Source organism: Falsiphaeobacter marinintestinus (assembly GCF_007923355.1).
Lineage (GTDB): Bacteria > Pseudomonadota > Alphaproteobacteria > Rhodobacterales > Rhodobacteraceae > Phaeobacter_A > Phaeobacter_A marinintestinus.
In genome coordinates, this window is record NZ_VOGO01000002.1 from 220263 (window position 1) to 237367 (window position 17105).

General features: G+C 60.6%; 21 protein-coding genes. 9 read left to right on the forward strand and 12 right to left on the reverse strand.

Annotated elements, in window-relative coordinates:
- Positions 1-14: 14 nt before the first annotated feature.
- Positions 15-1622, reverse strand: a complete 1608-nt coding sequence (locus FOY56_RS05340; protein WP_146344786.1) for a peptide chain release factor 3 — start codon at positions 1620-1622, stop codon at positions 15-17.
- 68 nt (positions 1623-1690) lie between these two features.
- Positions 1691-2716 (reverse strand): Hint domain-containing protein, encoded by a 1026-nt coding sequence (locus tag FOY56_RS05345; protein WP_146344787.1) that lies wholly within the window; start codon positions 2714-2716, stop codon positions 1691-1693.
- A 160-nt stretch (positions 2717-2876) separates the two neighbouring features.
- Between FOY56_RS05345 and FOY56_RS05350 the strand changes: the two genes are divergently transcribed.
- The 4 genes from FOY56_RS05350 to FOY56_RS05365 all read left to right on the forward strand — a co-directional run bounded on the left by FOY56_RS05350 (position 2877) and on the right by FOY56_RS05365 (position 6913).
- Positions 2877-3656, forward strand: a complete 780-nt coding sequence (locus FOY56_RS05350) for an SDR family oxidoreductase (protein ID WP_146344788.1) — start codon at positions 2877-2879, stop codon at positions 3654-3656.
- A 12-nt stretch (positions 3657-3668) separates the two neighbouring features.
- Positions 3669-4802, forward strand: a complete 1134-nt coding sequence (locus FOY56_RS05355; RefSeq protein WP_146344789.1) for a YhaZ family DNA alkylation repair protein — start codon at positions 3669-3671, stop codon at positions 4800-4802.
- 138 nt (positions 4803-4940) lie between these two features.
- Entirely contained in the window at positions 4941-6002 is a 1062-nt protein-coding gene (locus FOY56_RS05360; protein WP_246139431.1) for an ABC transporter ATP-binding protein, read from the forward strand.
- 74 nt (positions 6003-6076) lie between these two features.
- Entirely contained in the window at positions 6077-6913 is an 837-nt protein-coding gene (locus FOY56_RS05365; protein ID WP_146344791.1) for a GNAT family N-acetyltransferase, read from the forward strand.
- A 6-nt stretch (positions 6914-6919) separates the two neighbouring features.
- Here the strand turns inward: FOY56_RS05365 and FOY56_RS05370 are convergent, their stop codons facing one another.
- Genes FOY56_RS05370 through FOY56_RS05380 form a run of 3 tightly spaced genes read right to left on the reverse strand, consistent with a single transcriptional unit; the run spans position 6920 to position 8192 of the window.
- Positions 6920-7159: a hypothetical protein gene (locus tag FOY56_RS05370; protein ID WP_146344792.1), complete on the reverse strand. Its 240-nt coding sequence runs from the start codon at positions 7157-7159 to the stop codon at positions 6920-6922.
- The gene (locus FOY56_RS05375; protein WP_146344793.1) at positions 7149-7853 is read right to left on the reverse strand and encodes a helix-turn-helix transcriptional regulator; all 705 of its coding nucleotides are present in this window, start codon (positions 7851-7853) and stop codon (positions 7149-7151) included. The genes FOY56_RS05370 and FOY56_RS05375 overlap by 11 nt, the downstream gene beginning before the upstream one ends.
- A gap of 15 nt (positions 7854-7868) precedes the next feature.
- Positions 7869-8192, reverse strand: coding sequence for a hypothetical protein (locus tag FOY56_RS05380; protein WP_146344794.1), 324 nt, complete (start codon positions 8190-8192; stop codon positions 7869-7871).
- Between the two features lie 220 nt (positions 8193-8412).
- Between FOY56_RS05380 and FOY56_RS05385 the strand changes: the two genes are divergently transcribed.
- From FOY56_RS05385 to tatC, 3 genes are read left to right on the forward strand one after another with little or no spacing between them, the layout of a single operon-like run.
- The gene (locus FOY56_RS05385) at positions 8413-8646 is read left to right on the forward strand and encodes a twin-arginine translocase TatA/TatE family subunit (protein WP_146344795.1); all 234 of its coding nucleotides are present in this window, start codon (positions 8413-8415) and stop codon (positions 8644-8646) included.
- Positions 8647-8652: 6 nt separating this feature from the next.
- Complete coding sequence (tatB, locus tag FOY56_RS05390; protein WP_146344796.1) at positions 8653-9120, forward strand: Sec-independent protein translocase protein TatB; 468 nt, start codon at positions 8653-8655, stop codon at positions 9118-9120.
- On the forward strand, positions 9117-10007 hold the full coding sequence (gene tatC, locus FOY56_RS05395; protein ID WP_146344797.1) for a twin-arginine translocase subunit TatC: 891 nt from the start codon (positions 9117-9119) through the stop codon (positions 10005-10007). The genes tatB and tatC overlap by 4 nt, the downstream gene beginning before the upstream one ends.
- A gap of 87 nt (positions 10008-10094) precedes the next feature.
- On the opposite strand, the gene FOY56_RS05400 is transcribed toward tatC, so the two are convergent.
- Both FOY56_RS05400 and FOY56_RS05405 read right to left on the reverse strand, forming a co-directional pair.
- Positions 10095-10535 (reverse strand): c-type cytochrome, encoded by a 441-nt coding sequence (locus FOY56_RS05400; RefSeq protein WP_146344798.1) that lies wholly within the window; start codon positions 10533-10535, stop codon positions 10095-10097.
- A gap of 43 nt (positions 10536-10578) precedes the next feature.
- Positions 10579-10998, reverse strand: coding sequence for a c-type cytochrome (locus FOY56_RS05405; protein WP_146344799.1), 420 nt, complete (start codon positions 10996-10998; stop codon positions 10579-10581).
- A gap of 133 nt (positions 10999-11131) precedes the next feature.
- On the opposite strand from FOY56_RS05405, the gene FOY56_RS05410 reads away from it, so the two are divergent.
- Positions 11132-11959: a TauD/TfdA dioxygenase family protein gene (locus FOY56_RS05410; protein ID WP_146344800.1), complete on the forward strand. Its 828-nt coding sequence runs from the start codon at positions 11132-11134 to the stop codon at positions 11957-11959.
- Here the strand turns inward: FOY56_RS05410 and FOY56_RS05415 are convergent.
- Positions 11956-12924 (reverse strand): NAD-dependent epimerase/dehydratase family protein, encoded by a 969-nt coding sequence (locus FOY56_RS05415; RefSeq protein WP_146344801.1) that lies wholly within the window; start codon positions 12922-12924, stop codon positions 11956-11958. The two genes, FOY56_RS05410 and FOY56_RS05415, sit on opposite strands and share 4 nt — an antisense overlap.
- Positions 12925-13180: 256 nt before the next feature.
- On the opposite strand from FOY56_RS05415, the gene FOY56_RS05420 reads away from it, so the two are divergent.
- Positions 13181-14026: an ATP-binding protein gene (locus tag FOY56_RS05420; protein ID WP_146345144.1), complete on the forward strand. Its 846-nt coding sequence runs from the start codon at positions 13181-13183 to the stop codon at positions 14024-14026.
- An 18-nt stretch (positions 14027-14044) separates the two neighbouring features.
- Here FOY56_RS05420 and FOY56_RS05425 read toward each other — a convergent pair whose 3' ends face one another.
- The 4 genes from FOY56_RS05425 to surE all read right to left on the reverse strand — a co-directional run bounded on the left by FOY56_RS05425 (position 14045) and on the right by surE (position 17104).
- Positions 14045-14380, reverse strand: a complete 336-nt coding sequence (locus FOY56_RS05425; RefSeq protein ID WP_146344802.1) for a hypothetical protein — start codon at positions 14378-14380, stop codon at positions 14045-14047.
- Positions 14381-14461: 81 nt separating this feature from the next.
- Positions 14462-15628: a peptidoglycan DD-metalloendopeptidase family protein gene (locus tag FOY56_RS05430; protein WP_146344803.1), complete on the reverse strand. Its 1167-nt coding sequence runs from the start codon at positions 15626-15628 to the stop codon at positions 14462-14464.
- A 49-nt stretch (positions 15629-15677) separates the two neighbouring features.
- Entirely contained in the window at positions 15678-16325 is a 648-nt protein-coding gene (locus FOY56_RS05435; protein WP_146344804.1) for a protein-L-isoaspartate(D-aspartate) O-methyltransferase, read from the reverse strand.
- Entirely contained in the window at positions 16322-17104 is a 783-nt protein-coding gene (surE, locus tag FOY56_RS05440) for a 5'/3'-nucleotidase SurE (protein ID WP_146344805.1), read from the reverse strand. Before surE ends, FOY56_RS05435 begins: the two co-directional genes overlap by 4 nt.
- Position 17105: the final 1 nt, after the last annotated feature.

Consider the following 17105-nt stretch of genomic DNA (forward strand, 5'->3'; position numbering starts at 1 on the left):
CCGGTCGGCCAGACTCAGATCATCATTTCCTTGGTCGCGGTCAGCTTCAGATCGGGATAATCCCGCTCAATCCGGTCGATATCCCATTGCAGACGCGTCAGATATACAATGTCGCCGTCATGGTCGTACGCGATGTGCTGTTGGTTGACGTTCACGAACTTGTCGATCGCCTGCTTGTCACCACTGACCCAGCGCGCGCTGGTGAACTGACTGGCGTCAAACCGCACCGGCAGCCCGTATTCCATTTCAATCCGCGAGGCGAGCACTTCGAACTGCAAAGGCCCGACGACGCCCACGATGAACCCCGATCCGATTGACGGTTTGAACACTTTTGCCGCGCCTTCTTCGGCAAATTGCATCAACGCTTTTTCCAGATGCTTGGCTTTCAGCGGGTCGCCGGCGCGCACATTCTGCAACAATTCCGGTGCAAAGCTGGGGATGCCGGACACCCGCAACGCCTCGCCTTCGGTCAGCGTGTCGCCGATGCGCAGCTGCCCGTGGTTCGGAATCCCGATGATATCCCCGGCCCAGGCCTCTTCCGCCAGTTCCCGGTCCGACGCCAGAAACAGCACAGGGTTTGAAACCGACATCGGTTTCTTGGTCCGTACATGGGTCAGCTTCATCCCACGTTTGAAATGCCCGCTGGCCATCCGCACAAACGCAACCCGGTCGCGGTGTTTGGGATCCATGTTGGCCTGAACCTTGAAGACAAAGCCGGAGACCTTTGTTTCTTCAGGAGAAATCTGACGTGGTAGCGCCGATTGAATCTGTGGCTCGGGGCCGTATTCGGCGATCCCGTCCATCAATTCCTTGACCCCGAACGAATTGATTGCAGACCCGAACCAGATTGGCGTCAGCGTACCATCCAGCAACGCCTGAGGGTCCAGCGGCGGCAGCAATTCGCGCGCCATCTCAAGCTCTTCGAGGAACTTTTCCAACAGATGCGCAGGCACATGCTCAACCAACGCCGGGTCATCAATCCCTTTGATTTCAATGCTTTCCGCGACGCGGTTACGGTCGGCGCGGTCCATCAATTCAAGCCGGTCGTGCAGGATGTCGTAACACCCGACAAAATCCGCGCCCTGACCGATGGGCCAGCTGGCCGGTGTCACGTCAATCGCAAGGTTTTCCTGGATTTCGTCAATGATCTCAAAGACGTCACGGCTTTCGCGGTCCATCTTGTTACAGAAGGTCAGGATCGGCAGGTCGCGCAACCGGCAGACCTCGAACAGCTTGCGGGTCTGGCTTTCCACCCCCTTGGCGCCATCGATCACCATTACGGCCGCATCCACCGCCGTCAGCGTGCGATAGGTGTCTTCCGAAAAATCCGAGTGTCCGGGCGTGTCGACAAGATTGAACCGAAAGTCCTTGTAATCAAACGACATTGCCGAGGCTGACACCGAAATGCCCCGGTCCTTTTCCATCTGCATAAAATCCGACCGCGTCCGGCGGGCTTCGCCCTTGGCGCGCACCTGACCAGCCATCTGAATAGCGCCGCCGAACAGCAGAAACTTTTCAGTCAGCGTGGTTTTGCCCGCATCCGGATGCGAAATGATAGCAAAGGTGCGACGCCGCGCAATTTCAGGCGGCAGATCGGGGCGGTTCGAAGAGGTGTCCAACATGTGCGGGCATATAGGTAAGGTTGCGGGGGCACGCAAGGAAAACAGGGCGCCCGCTGCGCCAAGGCCGCTTACTTGGTCGACGCGCGTCGCAACAGTTCTGCCGCGTCGGGGCGGTCCAGCAGGGATTTCTGCACCTCCAGCCCATGACTGCCGTCGCGTTGCGATGATACCAACCCGCCCAGTTCGTCCAACACGCCGTCCGGCAAAGCCGACTTTGTGCGCGGGTCAATCAGCATGGATTCGGCAGCGATCCCTTCGGCATAGATGATGTGGTGCCGGTCAAACAGGATCTGGAAGTATTCGACAAATCCGCCTTCCTGCACATACACCGTGTCGTCGTTCACCAGATGCCGGGCCTTGACCAGCACCTCGGGTTGGCCGGCGCCAATTTCGTCGCTGCGCTGATAGACGAACAGCCGGTGGTCCGGGCTGACCACCAGATCGCCTTCGTTGTTCATGGTTCCGGCGGTAATCACAATCGGGGCCAGCGCCCCCACCGCGCGAACCGTGGATTGCCCGATCCACCGCACCGCACGCGGACCGTCATCGCGGGTCAGCACGCGGTCGCCGACCTTCAGGTCTTCGATCGGGATCAGTGCGCCATTGGCCATGGTGATCCGGGTGCCGCGCGTGAACGACACACAGGCCACCTCGGCCAGTTTGCGCCGCGCGCTGTCGTGATCGCCACCAACCAGCGCGTAATCCTTGCCCGGGACCAGCGGCGCCAGAGGCAGCAGGTACACAGCGTCGATATGCGCATCGTCGTCAAGTTCGACCAGGATCAGAATATCCAGCGACTTTCCGTCGGGCGACATGAAATGCAGGGCGCTGTCCAGATGCAGATCTGCGCCGGGCCGACCGGTTTCGCTGCCTTCGCCGATGCGAAACGTGCCGTTGGGTCGCGCGATCACCCCCAGCCGCAAACGCGGGGCGTGGGGATCCAGCCGATAGATGTCATCGAAAACCAATTCGTCCAAAGGCATGATTTCATCGCCAAGATTGGCACCATCGGTCACCGCGAACGCTTCGGCGCGGTAGACAGGAATGGACTGGGTCGGAACTCGGAAATATGTCACGGCAGTATTGTCATCCATGTCGAAGGCTCGGGAACACAAGCATAGATTGAATTAGTGCTTAGCACTGAAAATGCAATCTGATTGTGTCATATCTCGGACGAATGCCCGGTCAAATACTGGCAATGTATCCGCCGATGATGATAAACGATCACTAAACAAGCTCAACAGGAGAACCAGAATGGATCTTGGAATCGCGGGAAAACGCGCATTGGTCTGTGCCAGCAGCAAGGGATTGGGGCTGGGCTGTGCCAGGGCACTGGCCGCCGAAGGCGTCGATCTGATCATGAACGCGCGTGGGGCTGACGCTTTGGAGGCCAGCGCCGAACAGATCCGCGCCGATTTCGGTGTTACGGTCACCACCGTGGCCATCGACGTCACCACCGCCGACGGTCAGGCCGCGATGCTGGAGGCCGCAGGGGCGGCTGATATCCTTGTGAACAACGCGGGCGGCCCACCTCCGGGCATGTGGACCGATTGGGATCGCGACGATTTCATCAAGGCGCTTGATGCCAACATGCTGACCCCCATTGCCCTGATCAAAGGGCTGGTGCCGGGCATGATGGAGCGTGGCTGGGGCCGTGTGGTCAACATCACCAGTCAGGCGGTACGCGCACCGATCCCGGTGCTGGGTCTGTCAAATGCCGCCCGAACCGGGCTGACCGGCTATGTCGCAGGCACCTCGCGTCAGGTCGCCGCCAGCGGCGTGACCATCAACAACCTGCTGCCAGGCCTGCATGACACGGATCGCGCCGCCTCGCTGGATAACACGGTCGTTCAGAACGAAGGCATCACAATTGATGAGGCCCGCGCCCGTCGTCAGGCCACGATTCCGGTGCAACGCTATGGCACGATTGAAGAATTCGGCGCCGCCTGCGCGTTCCTATGCTCGCAAAACGCCGGGTTCATTGTCGGGCAAAACTGGCTGCTGGATGGCGGTGCTACCAATCTGACCATGTAAGGCAGCGCTGGAATGGCTCAGGGGTTTTCCCTCAAAGACCAACTGTTCAACGCCGAAAAGGTCCGCTATCTGGCGGGCCTTTTCCAATCCGCGGCGCCTGAGTTTGACGCAAACGGGTTCTCGGCGACAGTCATGACCCGGTTGCCCGATCTGGAATTGAAACAGCGCATCGTCTGGATTGCCGAGTGTCTGGGTCAACACCTGCCAGGGCCTTTGCCGGACATCGCTCCAACCCTTGTTACCGCGCTGCCACCGCCGCTGGACCCGACACTGACGGATGATGATTTTGGCGATTTCATTTTCGCGCCGCTTGGCGAACTGGTGGTTCTGCGTGGGCTGGACGACCATCCGGACCTGACACTGGACCTTCTCAGTCAGATCACCCAACGGTTCTCGATGGAATGGGCGCTGCGCCCGATGCTGAACCGCTGGCCCGACCTGACACTGGCGCAATTGCATGTGTGGACCGACCATCCCAACTACCATGTGCGCCGGCTGGTCAGCGAAGGCACCCGGCCGCGCCTGCCATGGGGGCAGGGCATCGCGCTGGACCCGCTGGTGCCGCTTGCTCTGCTGGACAGGTTGCATGCTGACCCGACGCGCTATGTCACCCGGTCCATCGCCAACCACCTGAACGACATCGCCAAGAGCGCGCCGGATACTGTCATCGACAGATTGCAGGGCTGGACCGACGAGGGCCGTCAAACCCCCGCCGAACTGAACTGGATGACCCGCCACGCCCTGCGCAGCCTTGTGAAATCCGGCACACCACGGGCCTTGCAGGTTCTGGGCTATGATCCCGTAGCTGACATTCAGGCTGACGTGACCATCCGGACAGATCCGGTCCGGATCGGAGAGGTGCTTGAGTTCGAGTGCCAGATCACGGCACCGACCGACACGCCGGTGCTGGTGGATTATGTCCTTCATTTTCAACGCCCGGGTGGCAAAGTGTCGGCCAAAGTCTTCAAACTGAAGCAAACGACTGCACAGCCCGGTACGCCGCTGGTGTTGACCAAGCGCCACCGCATGAAAGGCGATGCAACCACATTTCAGCTGGTACCGGGGGCGCATCGGCTGGAAATTCAGATCAACGGACAGGTCCGCGCGGCGACCGGGTTCATGTTAGAGCCCGCGTTGCCCACGTGATCGGGCGATGGACTCTTGCAGTGATCCGGCGGGGTTGCTATCTGCCCGTTCAGCCTGATGATTTTTATCGGGAATGCCAGTGAGGCCCATCTGTCCGTGACCTTGCCACAGACGAAACGACCACCTCAGCCGCCGCGGCTGGAAATCAAGAACCTGAAGTGTTCGTTCGACGGGCGTCAGGTGGTGGATGACGTGTCTCTGACGATCAGCGCGGGGCAGGTGACCTGCCTTCTGGGGCCATCCGGGTGCGGCAAATCCACGACATTGCGGATCATCGCCGGGGTCGAAATGCAGGATTCGGGCGAAATCTGGGTTGATGGCAAACTGGTCTGCGACACGATCTTTCGCGTCCCGCCCGAGCGACGCGAAATCGGCCTGATGTTTCAGGACTTCGCGCTGTTCCCGCATCTCAGCGTTGCCGACAACGTCGCCTTTGGCCTGCGCAAGGGCACCCGCGCCGAAAAGCGCGCTCGCGTCGAAGCCTTGCTTGAGCGTGTCGATCTGATGCGCCACATCGATGGCTATCCGCACCAGCTTTCGGGGGGGGAGCAACAGCGCGTTGCGCTGGCCCGTGCATTGGCCCCGCGCCCCCGGATCATGCTGATGGACGAACCGTTTTCCGGTCTCGACAATCGCCTGCGCGACGGCATCCGCGACGAAACGCTTAGCTTGTTGAAAGACGAAGACACGGCCGTTCTGCTGGTCACGCACGAGCCGGAAGAGGCGATGCGCATGGCCGATGAGATTGCCTTGATGCGCGACGGCCAGATCGTTCAGCGCGGCGCGCCTTATAACGTCTATACCCGCCCGGCGGATCGTGCTGCGGTCGCGTTTTTCAGCGATATCAATGTATTGCAGTCCGAGGTGAATGGCGCATTGGCCCAGACCGCGTTTGGCCAGTTCCTTGCCCCGGGCTTTCCCGATGGCACCAAGGTCGACATCGTGTTCCGCCCCCAGCATGTGAAGCTGGACTTTGACCGCAATGGATCAGGACCCTTGCCAACCCCATCCGACGGGGTCGCCGCGCGCGGCGTGGTCGAACGGGCCCGATTTCTGGGCCACGAAAGCCTTGTCGAATTCCGCATGGATCATGACGGGTCACTCCTGAAAGCCACGGTGCCCAACGTGTTTCTGCCCGAAAAGGGCCGGGTCATGTGGTTGACCGTGCGGCGCAATCGCTGTTTCGTGTTCCCGACCTGAGCCTTGCTGAACGCCGCTGACGCGGCGGGCCTGCGGCGCGGGTATTTGGAACAAGAAAGAAGCAGGAGCGCGCGATGTATCGGACCGGAGTGATGACGCCAACGGATCGGGTGCAAGCTGTGGACTGGGCCGCGTCCGAAGGCTGGAACCCCGGCATCCGCGATATGGACTGCTTTGAACGTGTCGATCCGGACGGGTTCTGGGGCGGGTGGCTGGATGACCGGCTGGTCGCGTCGATCTCGGTTGTGAATTATGATCCGACTTTCGCGTTTCTTGGGTTTTATATCGTCACGCCAGGCGAACGCGGGCAGGGAATGGGGTACCGTTTGTGGCAGGATGCGCTGGCCCATGCCGGGGACCGGGTTGTCGGGCTGGACGGGGTGGTCGATCAGCAGGACAATTACCGCAAATCCGGGTTCGATCTGGCGTACCGCAACATACGGTTCGGCGGGCGCGCAGGTCGCATGGACAGCCCGGCAATGGATGTCAGGCCTGCCGACGCACCCTTTGCCGCGTTAGAACAGATGGATCGTCGCGTGTTTCCCGCGCCGCGACCCACATTCTGGAAGGCGTGGCTGGGGGCCGAGGGGCACAGGACTGTTGCCGCCTTTGAGGGCGAGCGGCTGACGGGGTTTGCCACGCTGCGACCCTGCCGGGCCGGACACAAGATCGGGCCTTTGGTTGCGGCCTCGGACCGCGTCGCGCGGGCGGTGCTGGCCGCGTTGACCAAGGATCTTGACCCAGATGACGAGGTGTTTCTGGATGTGCCGGAGCCGAATGCGCCTGCTGTGGCCCTGGCCGAACATCTGGGTCTGTCACCGGTCTTTGAAACCGCCCGCATGTATCGCGGGCCAGCGCCCGAAGTTGATCTGGAGCATATCTTTGGCGTGACCAGCTTCGAACTGGGCTGACGCGCCTTACTGTTGCACGACGTCTTCCAGCCAGTGCACGGCGGCTTTGGCAGCCGCCAATGCGCCTTCTGCCTCTTCAAACACCTGCGGGCTGAACATGCCGATTGGGTACCAGCCGCGCATGTCTTCGGGATCGCGGCGGAATTCTTCAAAGCCAAAGCTGCCGTCGGGGCGGTGAAACACATCGACGCATACCGACTCACCGGGCAGGTTGAAACTGTGGATCACCGTGTTGTCATGGGCCATCGGCCGCTCCCGTCACTGTGGTTTTCTGCCAGGCCAGATAGTCGTCATAGGTTTTGCCGGGGTCATCGACGAACAATTCCGGCAACGCCGTCGAGTCTTCGACCAGATCAACCCGAAACACCCGGAAATCGGACCGCAATTCGCACCATGCGGTCAGAGTCCAGACGCGCCCCCAGTACTCCATGTGCAAAGGCCGGATCACCCGGTCGGTCAGGGTGCCATCGATCCGACGATACGACAGGCGCAGCTTCTGGCGACCCTTGATGGCGCTGCGCAGGGTCGCCATATGCGCGAACCCGCGCGCCGCGTCTGCAAACGGATACACCGCGAATTTCCACGCCTCGGCCTCGGCTATGGTCTGGGTGGGCAACACGGCATCGACCTTGTCAGCCAGCGACTGCGCGGCGGCTTTCAGATCCGGGTCGGCAGCCTCGGCGACAATCGCCATACCAAGGTTCAAAGCTTCAAGTTCAGCCGGGGTCAGCGTCAGCGGGGGCAGGGTGATCGCCTCGCGCACCATATAGCCGACGCCGCGTTCACCTTCGACCGGGATGCCGCTGGCCGCCAGCGTATCCATGTCGCGGTAGATCGTGCGCACCGAGACTTCCAGCCGGTCGGCAATGTCCTGCGCGCGGTGCAGCTGACCGTCGCGCAGGATCTGGATAATGTCGAACAGGCGATCGGTGCGGCGCATGGGCCGACCCTGCCATTAAGTGCTGGTTTCGTCCATCCGCCGCGCGATGGTGCCATGGCTCATCTGGACACTGTCCGGGTCGATCAACGACATGAAGGGCGCACAGGCCGGGCTTTGCATGACTTCTGTTGCCGCAGCGCGGGCTGCTGCTTCATCTGACCAGACAATATGATCACTCCACGTTCCGTCCGGGGATTTTGACAGGGTGCGCGCCAGCATCTGGCCAGACGTGGTCAGCATGGTTTCCACGCTGGCGGCGGCCTCGACAAAGGCAGCTTCGCCAGCGCCTGCCGCCAGACGGAAGGTGACGATTTCCGCGATTTGGGGTGAGGTGGTCATGGGTCTCTCCTTGATTTGGCTCCATGTGGCTGTCATAGAGATCATCAACTGACATAAACCTGTCAGTTGATGTCAGGCGCATCCGCCCAAACCGCAAAACGGGCCGGAATCGCCCCGGTGCAAGCCCATTGCCGCTTTCGCGCCATGCGTCACGGGGCTAGACCAAAGACCGAAAATTTATCGCGCGGGGCCGTCCGCGCGCGTCATCAAGGAGAAAGACATGCTCAACAATATCGGCCTTCCCGGCATCCTTCTGATCGCCGTCGTCGTTCTGGTCCTGTTTGGCCGGGGCAAAATCAGCTCGCTCATGGGCGAAGTCGGCAAAGGCATCACATCCTTCAAAAAGGGCATCAACGAAGGCGCGCAAGAGCTGGAAGACGATGCCTCGGAAACCGCCAAAGACATCACACCTGACGCCGAAATCGTCTCCGAGACTGACAAAGACAAGGTGTAATCACACATGTTCGATCTGGGGTGGACCGAACTTTTGGTCATCGGCATCGTGGCGTTGATCGTCGTGGGGCCGAAGGATCTGCCGGTGTTGTTTCGCAATATCGGGCGCTGGGTCGGCAAGGCCCGCGGTATGGCGCGCGAATTCAGCCGTGCCATGCATGACGCGGCCGACGAGGCGGGTGTCAGCGACATCCAGAAGGGCCTGAAAACGGCCACCAATCCTGTCGGCAGCGCAATGGACAGCGTCAAGAAGGCTGCCAGCGATCTGACCAAGGATCTGGATCCGACCAAGTTTGATCCCGACAGTGAAACCGGCAAGCTGGCCGCCCAGCGGGCCGAAGACACCAAGAAGATCCAGGCCGCCACCGCCCGCGCCGCCGCCGAACGCAAGGCGAAAGAAGCCGCCGATGCGCTGGCCAAGGCGGATGAGGCCGAAGCCGCGCTCACGACTCCAGACAGCGAGACCAAGACATGAGCCAAATCGAAGACGAGATCGACGACAGCTCGGCCCCGCTGATCGAGCATCTGGCCGAACTGCGCACCCGGCTGATCCACTGCGTCGTGGCCTTTCTGGTCGGCATGATCATCTGTTTCACGGTCGCAACGCCGATCTTCAACTTTCTGACCGACCCGCTGTGCCAGGTTCTGTCCGAGCGCGGACAGGACTGCGACCTGATCTTTATCTCGCCGCAGGAAGGCTTCTTTGTCGCGATCAAAGTCTCGCTTCTGGGCGGTCTGATCCTGTCGTTCCCCTACCTTGCGATGCAGATGTGGCGGTTCGTGGCCCCCGGGCTCTACAAGAACGAAAAGGGTGCGTTCCTGCCGTTCATGATTGCCTCGCCCTTCATGTTCCTGCTGGGCGCCAGCTTTGCCTTCTACGTTGTCACGCCGCTGGCCTATGACTTCTTCCTTGGCTTCCAGCAATTCGGGGCCGAAGGCGAGGTTCTGGCGGATGGGTCAATGAACGCCGCGCCGCTTTCGGTGGTGTTCCAGGGCTCTGCGCAGGAATATCTGAACCTGACGATCAAATTCATCGTGGCCTTCGGCCTGTGCTTCCAGCTACCGGTTCTGCTGACCCTGATGGGCAAGGCCGGGCTGGTTAGCGCCGAAGGGCTGGGCGCGGTGCGAAAATACGCTGTGGTCGCGATCCTTGTTCTGGCGGCCCTTGTGACCCCACCGGACGTCATTACTCAGGTGATCCTGTTCGTCGTGGTTTACGGCCTTTACGAGGTCTCGATCTTCCTTGTCAGACGCGTCGAAACCAAGCGCGAAGCAAAGCTTCGGGCCGAAGGGTACTATGACGACGAAGATGAAGACTTCGATGATCCGCTGATGGACGAATTCGACGAAGACACCAAGTAAACCCCCTTCATCCCCGCGCAAGCGGGCGGCACATTCCAAAGGCGCGCCCTCACAGGCGCGCCTTTCTTGTCTTTCAGAACACCCGCCTCAATCCGCCTTGTACCGCGAATGGCAGGCCTTGCAGGCCCCTGCCAATGCGCCGGCCGCCCCGCGCAGATCGTCATAGCTGCCTATCGTACCGGCCTGTGTCCGGGCGACAGTCTCCAGATCCGAGGCTTTGGTCGAGAAATCGGCAAAATCCTCCCAGATCGCGGGCAGGGCCTCGGATTTGGGATCGGTCGCCGGGTCTTCGAATTTCGCGACCGTAAGGCTGGCTGCCGCCGCAATATTGCCCGCCGCAACCTGCGCGGCCACAGCATCAAACGGGATTTCCTTTTTCATCATCTGACCGATGACTTTCATGTTCTCTCCGATGGTGCCCATGTTCTGCATGCGCGCCATCACGGTCGGATCCTTCACGCCTGAATGGGCAAACACGGCGGTCGCCGCGATAATTGGCACGATGCAAAGATACGTTGCTGGGCGCATGGCCAGGTCTCCTGTCTGTTAGATGCTGGTGTCGCGAAACGGTTCAGTTGATCCCGTTGGCGCGCTGAAGTTCCCGGATGTAGGCGACAATCTGCGTGACATCACCCCGTGTCAGCCCCTCGATCGGCCTCATGTTCCCAAACCGCCAGTGATGGCTTTTCACGCCCATCGCCACGGCCCGCTGAAACGATTCGTTGCCATGGTGCGAAGGTTCGTAAATCTTGTGAACCAGCGGCGGCGCAGCGCCGTTGCGACCAACGGCATTGATACCATGACAGGCCGCGCATTTCGCCTCGAACATGGTTTTCCCGACCTGTGCACTGGTGGTCAAAGACGCGGGCAGCGAGATGTCTACCAAGGCATCGGCCACCTGCGCGGGCTCTTTTTCCTGCGGCAACAAGGCCCAGCCCCCAACGCCCAGTCCGACCACAGCAGCGGCACCCCACCAGATCTGTTTCTTCATACCAAAACCCCTTTTTCCCAAGGTGTAAGGTTTCCACCAGATGGAAGGTCAAGCCATTCTGCCTTGATCACGCCTGCCGTTGCGTCAATGCTGTGACAGGCAGGTCCGATACCGCCTGACATGAGAGGCTCACATGAAAATACGACCACTGACCGGGGCACTCGGCGCAGAAATCCTTGATGCAGATCTGACCGACCCTGATCAGTTCGACGCGATCCGGCAGGCGTTTATCGACCACTCCGTGATCACGATCCGCGCCCAAAGCCTCACGCCCGACGACCACCTGCGCTTTGCGCGGCGCTGGGGGGACATCAACGTGAACCGCTTTTTTGCCGCGCTCGACACCCATCCTGAAATCGCCATCGTTCTGAAAGAACCTGACCAGACCGGCGCCATTGGCGAGGTCTGGCACACCGATCACGCCTATGATCAGGAACCGGCCATGGGCTCGATCCTTTATGGCATCGAAATCCCCGAAGTTGGTGGCGATACGGTGTTCTGTTCGATGGCTGCGGCCTATGACGCGCTGTCAGATCGCTTCAAAAGCCTGCTCGACGGGTTGCACGCGTGGCATTCGTCGCGCCATGTGTTCGGCGCCAGTCAGTCCAAATCCGATGCGTCCAGAACCGGCCGGGTCGGCAACGCCGACAACGCCACCCAAGACGCCCTGCATCCGGTCGTGATCAAACACCCGCTTTCAGGCCGCCCCGGATTGTTCGTGAACCCGCAATTCACCACGCAGATCGACGGGCTGACCCAACCTGAATCCGACGCCATCCTGAATATGCTCTATGACCACTGCCAGAAACCCGAATTCCAGTGCCGGGTGCGCTGGAAGACGGGCGACGTCACCATGTGGGACAACCGCGCGACGTGGCACAAGGCAATCAACGATTACCACGGCCATCGCCGCTATATGAACCGGATCACGGTTCAGGGCGGCCCGCTGGAATCCGCCTAAACCGGCAAACGACCCTCAGCCTGCAACTGCCGAAACGCCCTCAGGGTCTGGCGGATACCCTCCTCGGGCGTCACCGACGGGTACGCGCCCACATGTGCCCGGATCGGTGCGTCATCCAGATCCCCGGGGATCGGCAACAGGGTGCCCGTCGTGGTCACCTGATGATCGGGCATCAGACCTGTCAGGATCTCAATCCCGTCTTCTATCGTCATGCACGCCCCGTTCAGATCAAACACCGGCGCGTCCGCGCCATCCTGGCTGATCGCGGCGATAAACGCAGCGGCGGCCTCACCCGCGTAAAGCCAGCTGATCGGACCACCAAGACCGATCTCGAACGCCTCGCCGCGCACCGCATGGGCCAGACCAGCACTGAACCCCGATGTCAGCCCCTGATCCCGCGCTACGCCATAAACCACGTTGGGTCGGATCCCGACCGAAGGCACGCCCCAGTCCAGCCAGAACACCTTGGCCGAGTATTCGTTGGCCAGCTTATAGGCCCCATACAGCGTCGACAGACGACCTTCGCCCGGGGGCATCCCGTAAATCGCCGAACTGCTGGCATAGGCCAACCGCTTCAACTCTAACCGGCGCGCCGTTTCCAGAACGTTAATGGTCCCTTCGACATTCACCCGCGCCCCGGCGGCAGGGTTCGCCTTGCAAAACGGAACCTGCAATCCGGCCAAATGAATGATGGAGCGAACACCATGGCGGTCGCAGATCTCGTTCAGCCCGTCGGCATCGGTGATGTCGCCAGCCTCCCAGGTCAGGGTCCGGGCCAGATCTTCCCCCATCACCAGCGCAGGGCGGGTCCGGTCATCGCGAAGATCAAAGGCGACAACCTCGACACCCGACCGCGCAAGAACCGCAACAGTCCACGAACCGATGCAGCCTCCGGCACCGGTCACAAGAACGGGCCCCTCGATTCGGGACGGGTCCACTAGGAACGGGTCAGTCAGAAAATCCATACGCGCCTCCCAACGCTGAAGTTGCCGTCACTCTGACTTGAAATCACGAACCAGTCGAGCTTTGTGATGCCGATCCGGGCACGCCGTCTTCGCGCCTTGTCTCCGGCAGGCCGCAAAGCCGATGTACAAAACGGACAATCCCGGTTTTGAAGGCGGTACAAAACGGTCAAAAACAGATGACAACCCAAACGCCGGGGCCTTGCCGCCCGGGTCAGAAAATGCTTTGAAACGCGTCGCAACAGACAAGGATCAGAACATGGATCAGGACGCGTTGGCCCGCATTGCTTCAGCTTTGGAGCGGATGGCCCCGGCACCGATGGCCGCCCCCGATTTCAATTCGGCCACGGCTTTTGTCTGGCACGTCGAACCCGACCGGCTTGTACCGGTTCCCGAGGTCAACCGCGTTGGGCTGGATCTTCTCGTCGGGATCGACAGATCGCGCGATACGCTGCTGGATAACACCCGCAGGTTCGCCTCGGGATTTGCCGCCAACAACGCCCTTCTCTGGGGGTCGCGCGGGATGGGAAAATCGAGCCTTGTCAAAGCAATACATGCCGAGGTTGAGGCAGATCACCCGAACCTGAAACTGGTCGAACTCCAGCGTGAAGACCTGCCGTCAGTGGGGCGTCTGCTGAACCACCTGCGCGCAGCTCCGCACCAGTTTGTGCTGTTTTGCGACGACCTGTCGTTCACCCATGACGACCAGCATTACAAGTCGCTCAAAGCGGTGCTGGACGGTGGCATCGAAGGGCGTCCCGACAACGTTGTGTTCTATGCAACGTCCAACCGCCGCCACCTGATGCCGCGTGACATGATCGAAAACGAACGCTCAAGCGCGATTAACCCCTCCGAAGCCGTGGAAGAAAAGGTCTCACTGTCCGACAGGTTTGGATTGTGGCTGGGCTTTCATCCGTGTTCGCAAGATGAGTATCTTGCGATGATCGACCGCTATTGCACAGCATATGGTGTGAAAGTCGCTGCCAAGACCCTGCGCGCTGAAGCGATCGAATGGCAGGCAACACGCGGCGCAAGATCGGGCCGGGTTGCCTGGCAGTTCTTTGTCGATCTGGCGGGACGCCAAGGCATTAGCCTGACAAGCTAACCACCTGTCATTGAGTGTTTATTTCGGATCGACGTGCAGGCGTGTGGTGACGCCGGGGCCGTTGAAATCCACGATCTTGCCTTTGGTCTGGAAGGTCGTTGTCACCCCGTGCATTTCGGAATCCCAGCCATACTTGCCAGGCACCATCGCGAAATCTTCTGGCGTATCAGGGGGTTGGAAACCTGCGCTGCCGGTAGACTGAAATGAAACCATCGTGCAATCCGCGTTGACGGTGAATTCGACTGTGACCTGATTGTTGTTGCCCTCAAAAGTGCCGCCGGCCCAAGGGCAGGCCATGGCACCGGCGGTACTTGCGACAAAAAACAGGGCGGTCAAAGGGGTGAAAGGTTTCAAAACAAAGTCTCCTGACAAGGGTTCAAACCCATTCTCCGCCAAATCCAGTGGCCGTCAACTCAAGGCTTCGTCAGAAGCGGTCTATTGCAGGTAAGGCATTGGATCGACGCTATCAAATCCGTCCCTGACTTCGAAGTGGACGTAAGCGTCATCGCCGCTGCGCAAGCTGGCGATCTTCTGCCCGCGTTTCACGCTATCACCTTTGTTTACAGTGATATTTTCAACATTGGCATAGACTGTCAGAAGGCCGGTATCATGCTTTAGCACGATAATCGGGATCTGATCTGCATCTTTGGTGATCGCCGCTACCGAACCGGACTCGGCGGCCGAAACACTACCACCAGCTGACCCGGCAATGTCGATCCCGTCGTTTTTGCCCTTGGAATAGGTGCTGATGATCTTGCCTTGCACCGGCAAAGACATCGCAGCGCTGCTGGCCTTGCTCGGTTCGCCCACCGACACGTCCGGGGTTTCAGGCGGTTCTGCGTCCACGACCTCATCCGGCAAAGGCTGCGTCGCGCTTGGTGGCGTCGGCGTCGGCGACCCTGCACCGGGCTGGGTCACAGCGGCGGCCTCGACCGGAGCAGCGGTCGTAGGGGCAGGCTGGTTCTTGATCGGGATCAGCAAATACTGACCTTCACGTACGGCAAAGTCCGACCCAAGCCCGTTCCATTCGGCCAGCGATTCCACCGGCACCTGATAGAGACGCGAGATGGTATATGCGGTTTCACCCCGGTCGACCTTATGGCGCACCGGTTCGGCCGCCTTCAAGACCTCGGCAGACACAGGCTCCAACGTGGTGGTGGTCACCGGAGTGGTGTCCGGTGCGCTGTCGATGGCGTCACCGGCCAGCGAGGCAATATCAATCGATCCCGGCGTTCCGGCTGCTGGCTCAGACACTCGACGGGGCAGGGCAAGGATCTCGCCCTCGCGCAGTTTGTCAGTGACTTCCATACCGTTATACCGCGCCAACTCGTCTGCGGGCAGTCCGATCCGGGCAGCAACATCCGCCACACTGTCCTCGCGCCGGGATACGGCGACCTGATAGCTGGGGTACGAAATGATACCACGATCGTCGGCTTCCGGGCGGTCGGTTGTCGACACCGCCAGCGCGGCAGGCGCGGTTGAAAACCCGCCGACTTTGCCGCGCAGATCGAAATCCAGCGGTTCGTTACAGGCTGCCATCAGGGCAAAGGCGGAAACCGCTGCACATAGGCGGATAGAGGGCGTCCGAACGGGGATCTGCATTGCTGTTCCTCAAAACTCGCCCCCTGTTGACCGGGGGCTTACGTGTTACTCAGATGTCCTTGCCCAGCCCTTCAAGCAGCGGCACAAACCGCACGGGCCGGATTTCATCATACTCAAATCTGTCCTCGCCACGCCGCACCCGGATCAGGGTTTGAACGGTGTCGGACTGGCCGACTGGCACGACCATGATACCGCCAATCTTAAGCTGCGCCAAGAGAGGCCCCGGTGGGTCTTCGGCGGCTGCGGTGACAATAATCCGGTCAAATGGGGCCTGATCGGGCAATCCATGCGATCCGTCGGCAACCATCGTGGTGATGTTGACCAGGCCCAGCGTCTCAAAAATCTCACGGGATTCGCGCACCAGCCGGGTGTGGCGTTCGACGGTATAGACCCGGCGGGCCAACCGACTGAGGATCGCGGCCTGATATCCCGACCCCGTGCCGACCTCGAGCACCTTGTCACGCGGCTGCACGTCCAGCGCCTGAGTCATGATGCCCACAACCGATGGCTGGCTGATGGTCTGCCCGCAGGCGATGGGCAGGGGCATGTCCTCATAGGCGCGCTCGGAAAAGATGCCACGCACGAACGGGCCGCGATCGATCTCTTCCATGGCGTTCAGCACGCGTGTGTCCGTCACACCCTTTGAGCGGAGCGCGAACAGGAACTGCATCTTGGTTTCGGGTGGGGGTCCGGTCATTCGATGGCCTTCAACGGCCCCAAAAGGTCATGCGCTGTCAGATCGGCACGCATCGGCGTGACCGAGGTATAGCCATCCAGATTGGCCGCCGCATCGGTTCCGGGGGCTGTGGGGTCATGCTGCTGCGAGCCCTTGATCCAGACAAACTGACGGCCTGACGGCGATGAATGAGGTTCCGTCAGGAACCGCCCGTGTCCGCGATAGCCCTGCGGCGCGATCCGGTTGCCTTTGACCTCAGTTGCCGGAACTGGTGGGAAGTTGATGTTGTAGAACACCTGATAGCTGTCGTCCTGAGCAGGGTGGGCCGCAAGGATCCGTCGGATCAGATCGGCACCATGCTGTTCGGCGGCCTCAAACGGGTTCTCCAGTGTCAGATTGCGCGGGCCATAATACTGCGACAGCGCCATTGACGGGATGCCCTGCAACGCACCCTCCATGGCGCCGCCCAAGGTGCCTGAATACAACGCGTTCTCGGCCGAGTTGTTACCCCGGTTCACACCGGACAGAACCAGATCGGGTCGATCACCGCCCATGACGTCATGCAGCCCGGCCAGAACGCAATCAGCCGGGCTGCCTTCGGCGGCATAGCGGCGGTCGTCCAGCTTGGCGATCATCATCGGGTGGGTATAACTGATGCAGTGTCCAACCCCGGACTGTTCAAAGGCCGGTGCGCAGACCCAGACGTCACCGTCGGGGCCCGCCAGATCTGCGGCAATCTTTTCCAGCACGGTTAAACCCGGTGCATTGATGCCGTCATCGTTGGTCACTAATATACGCATG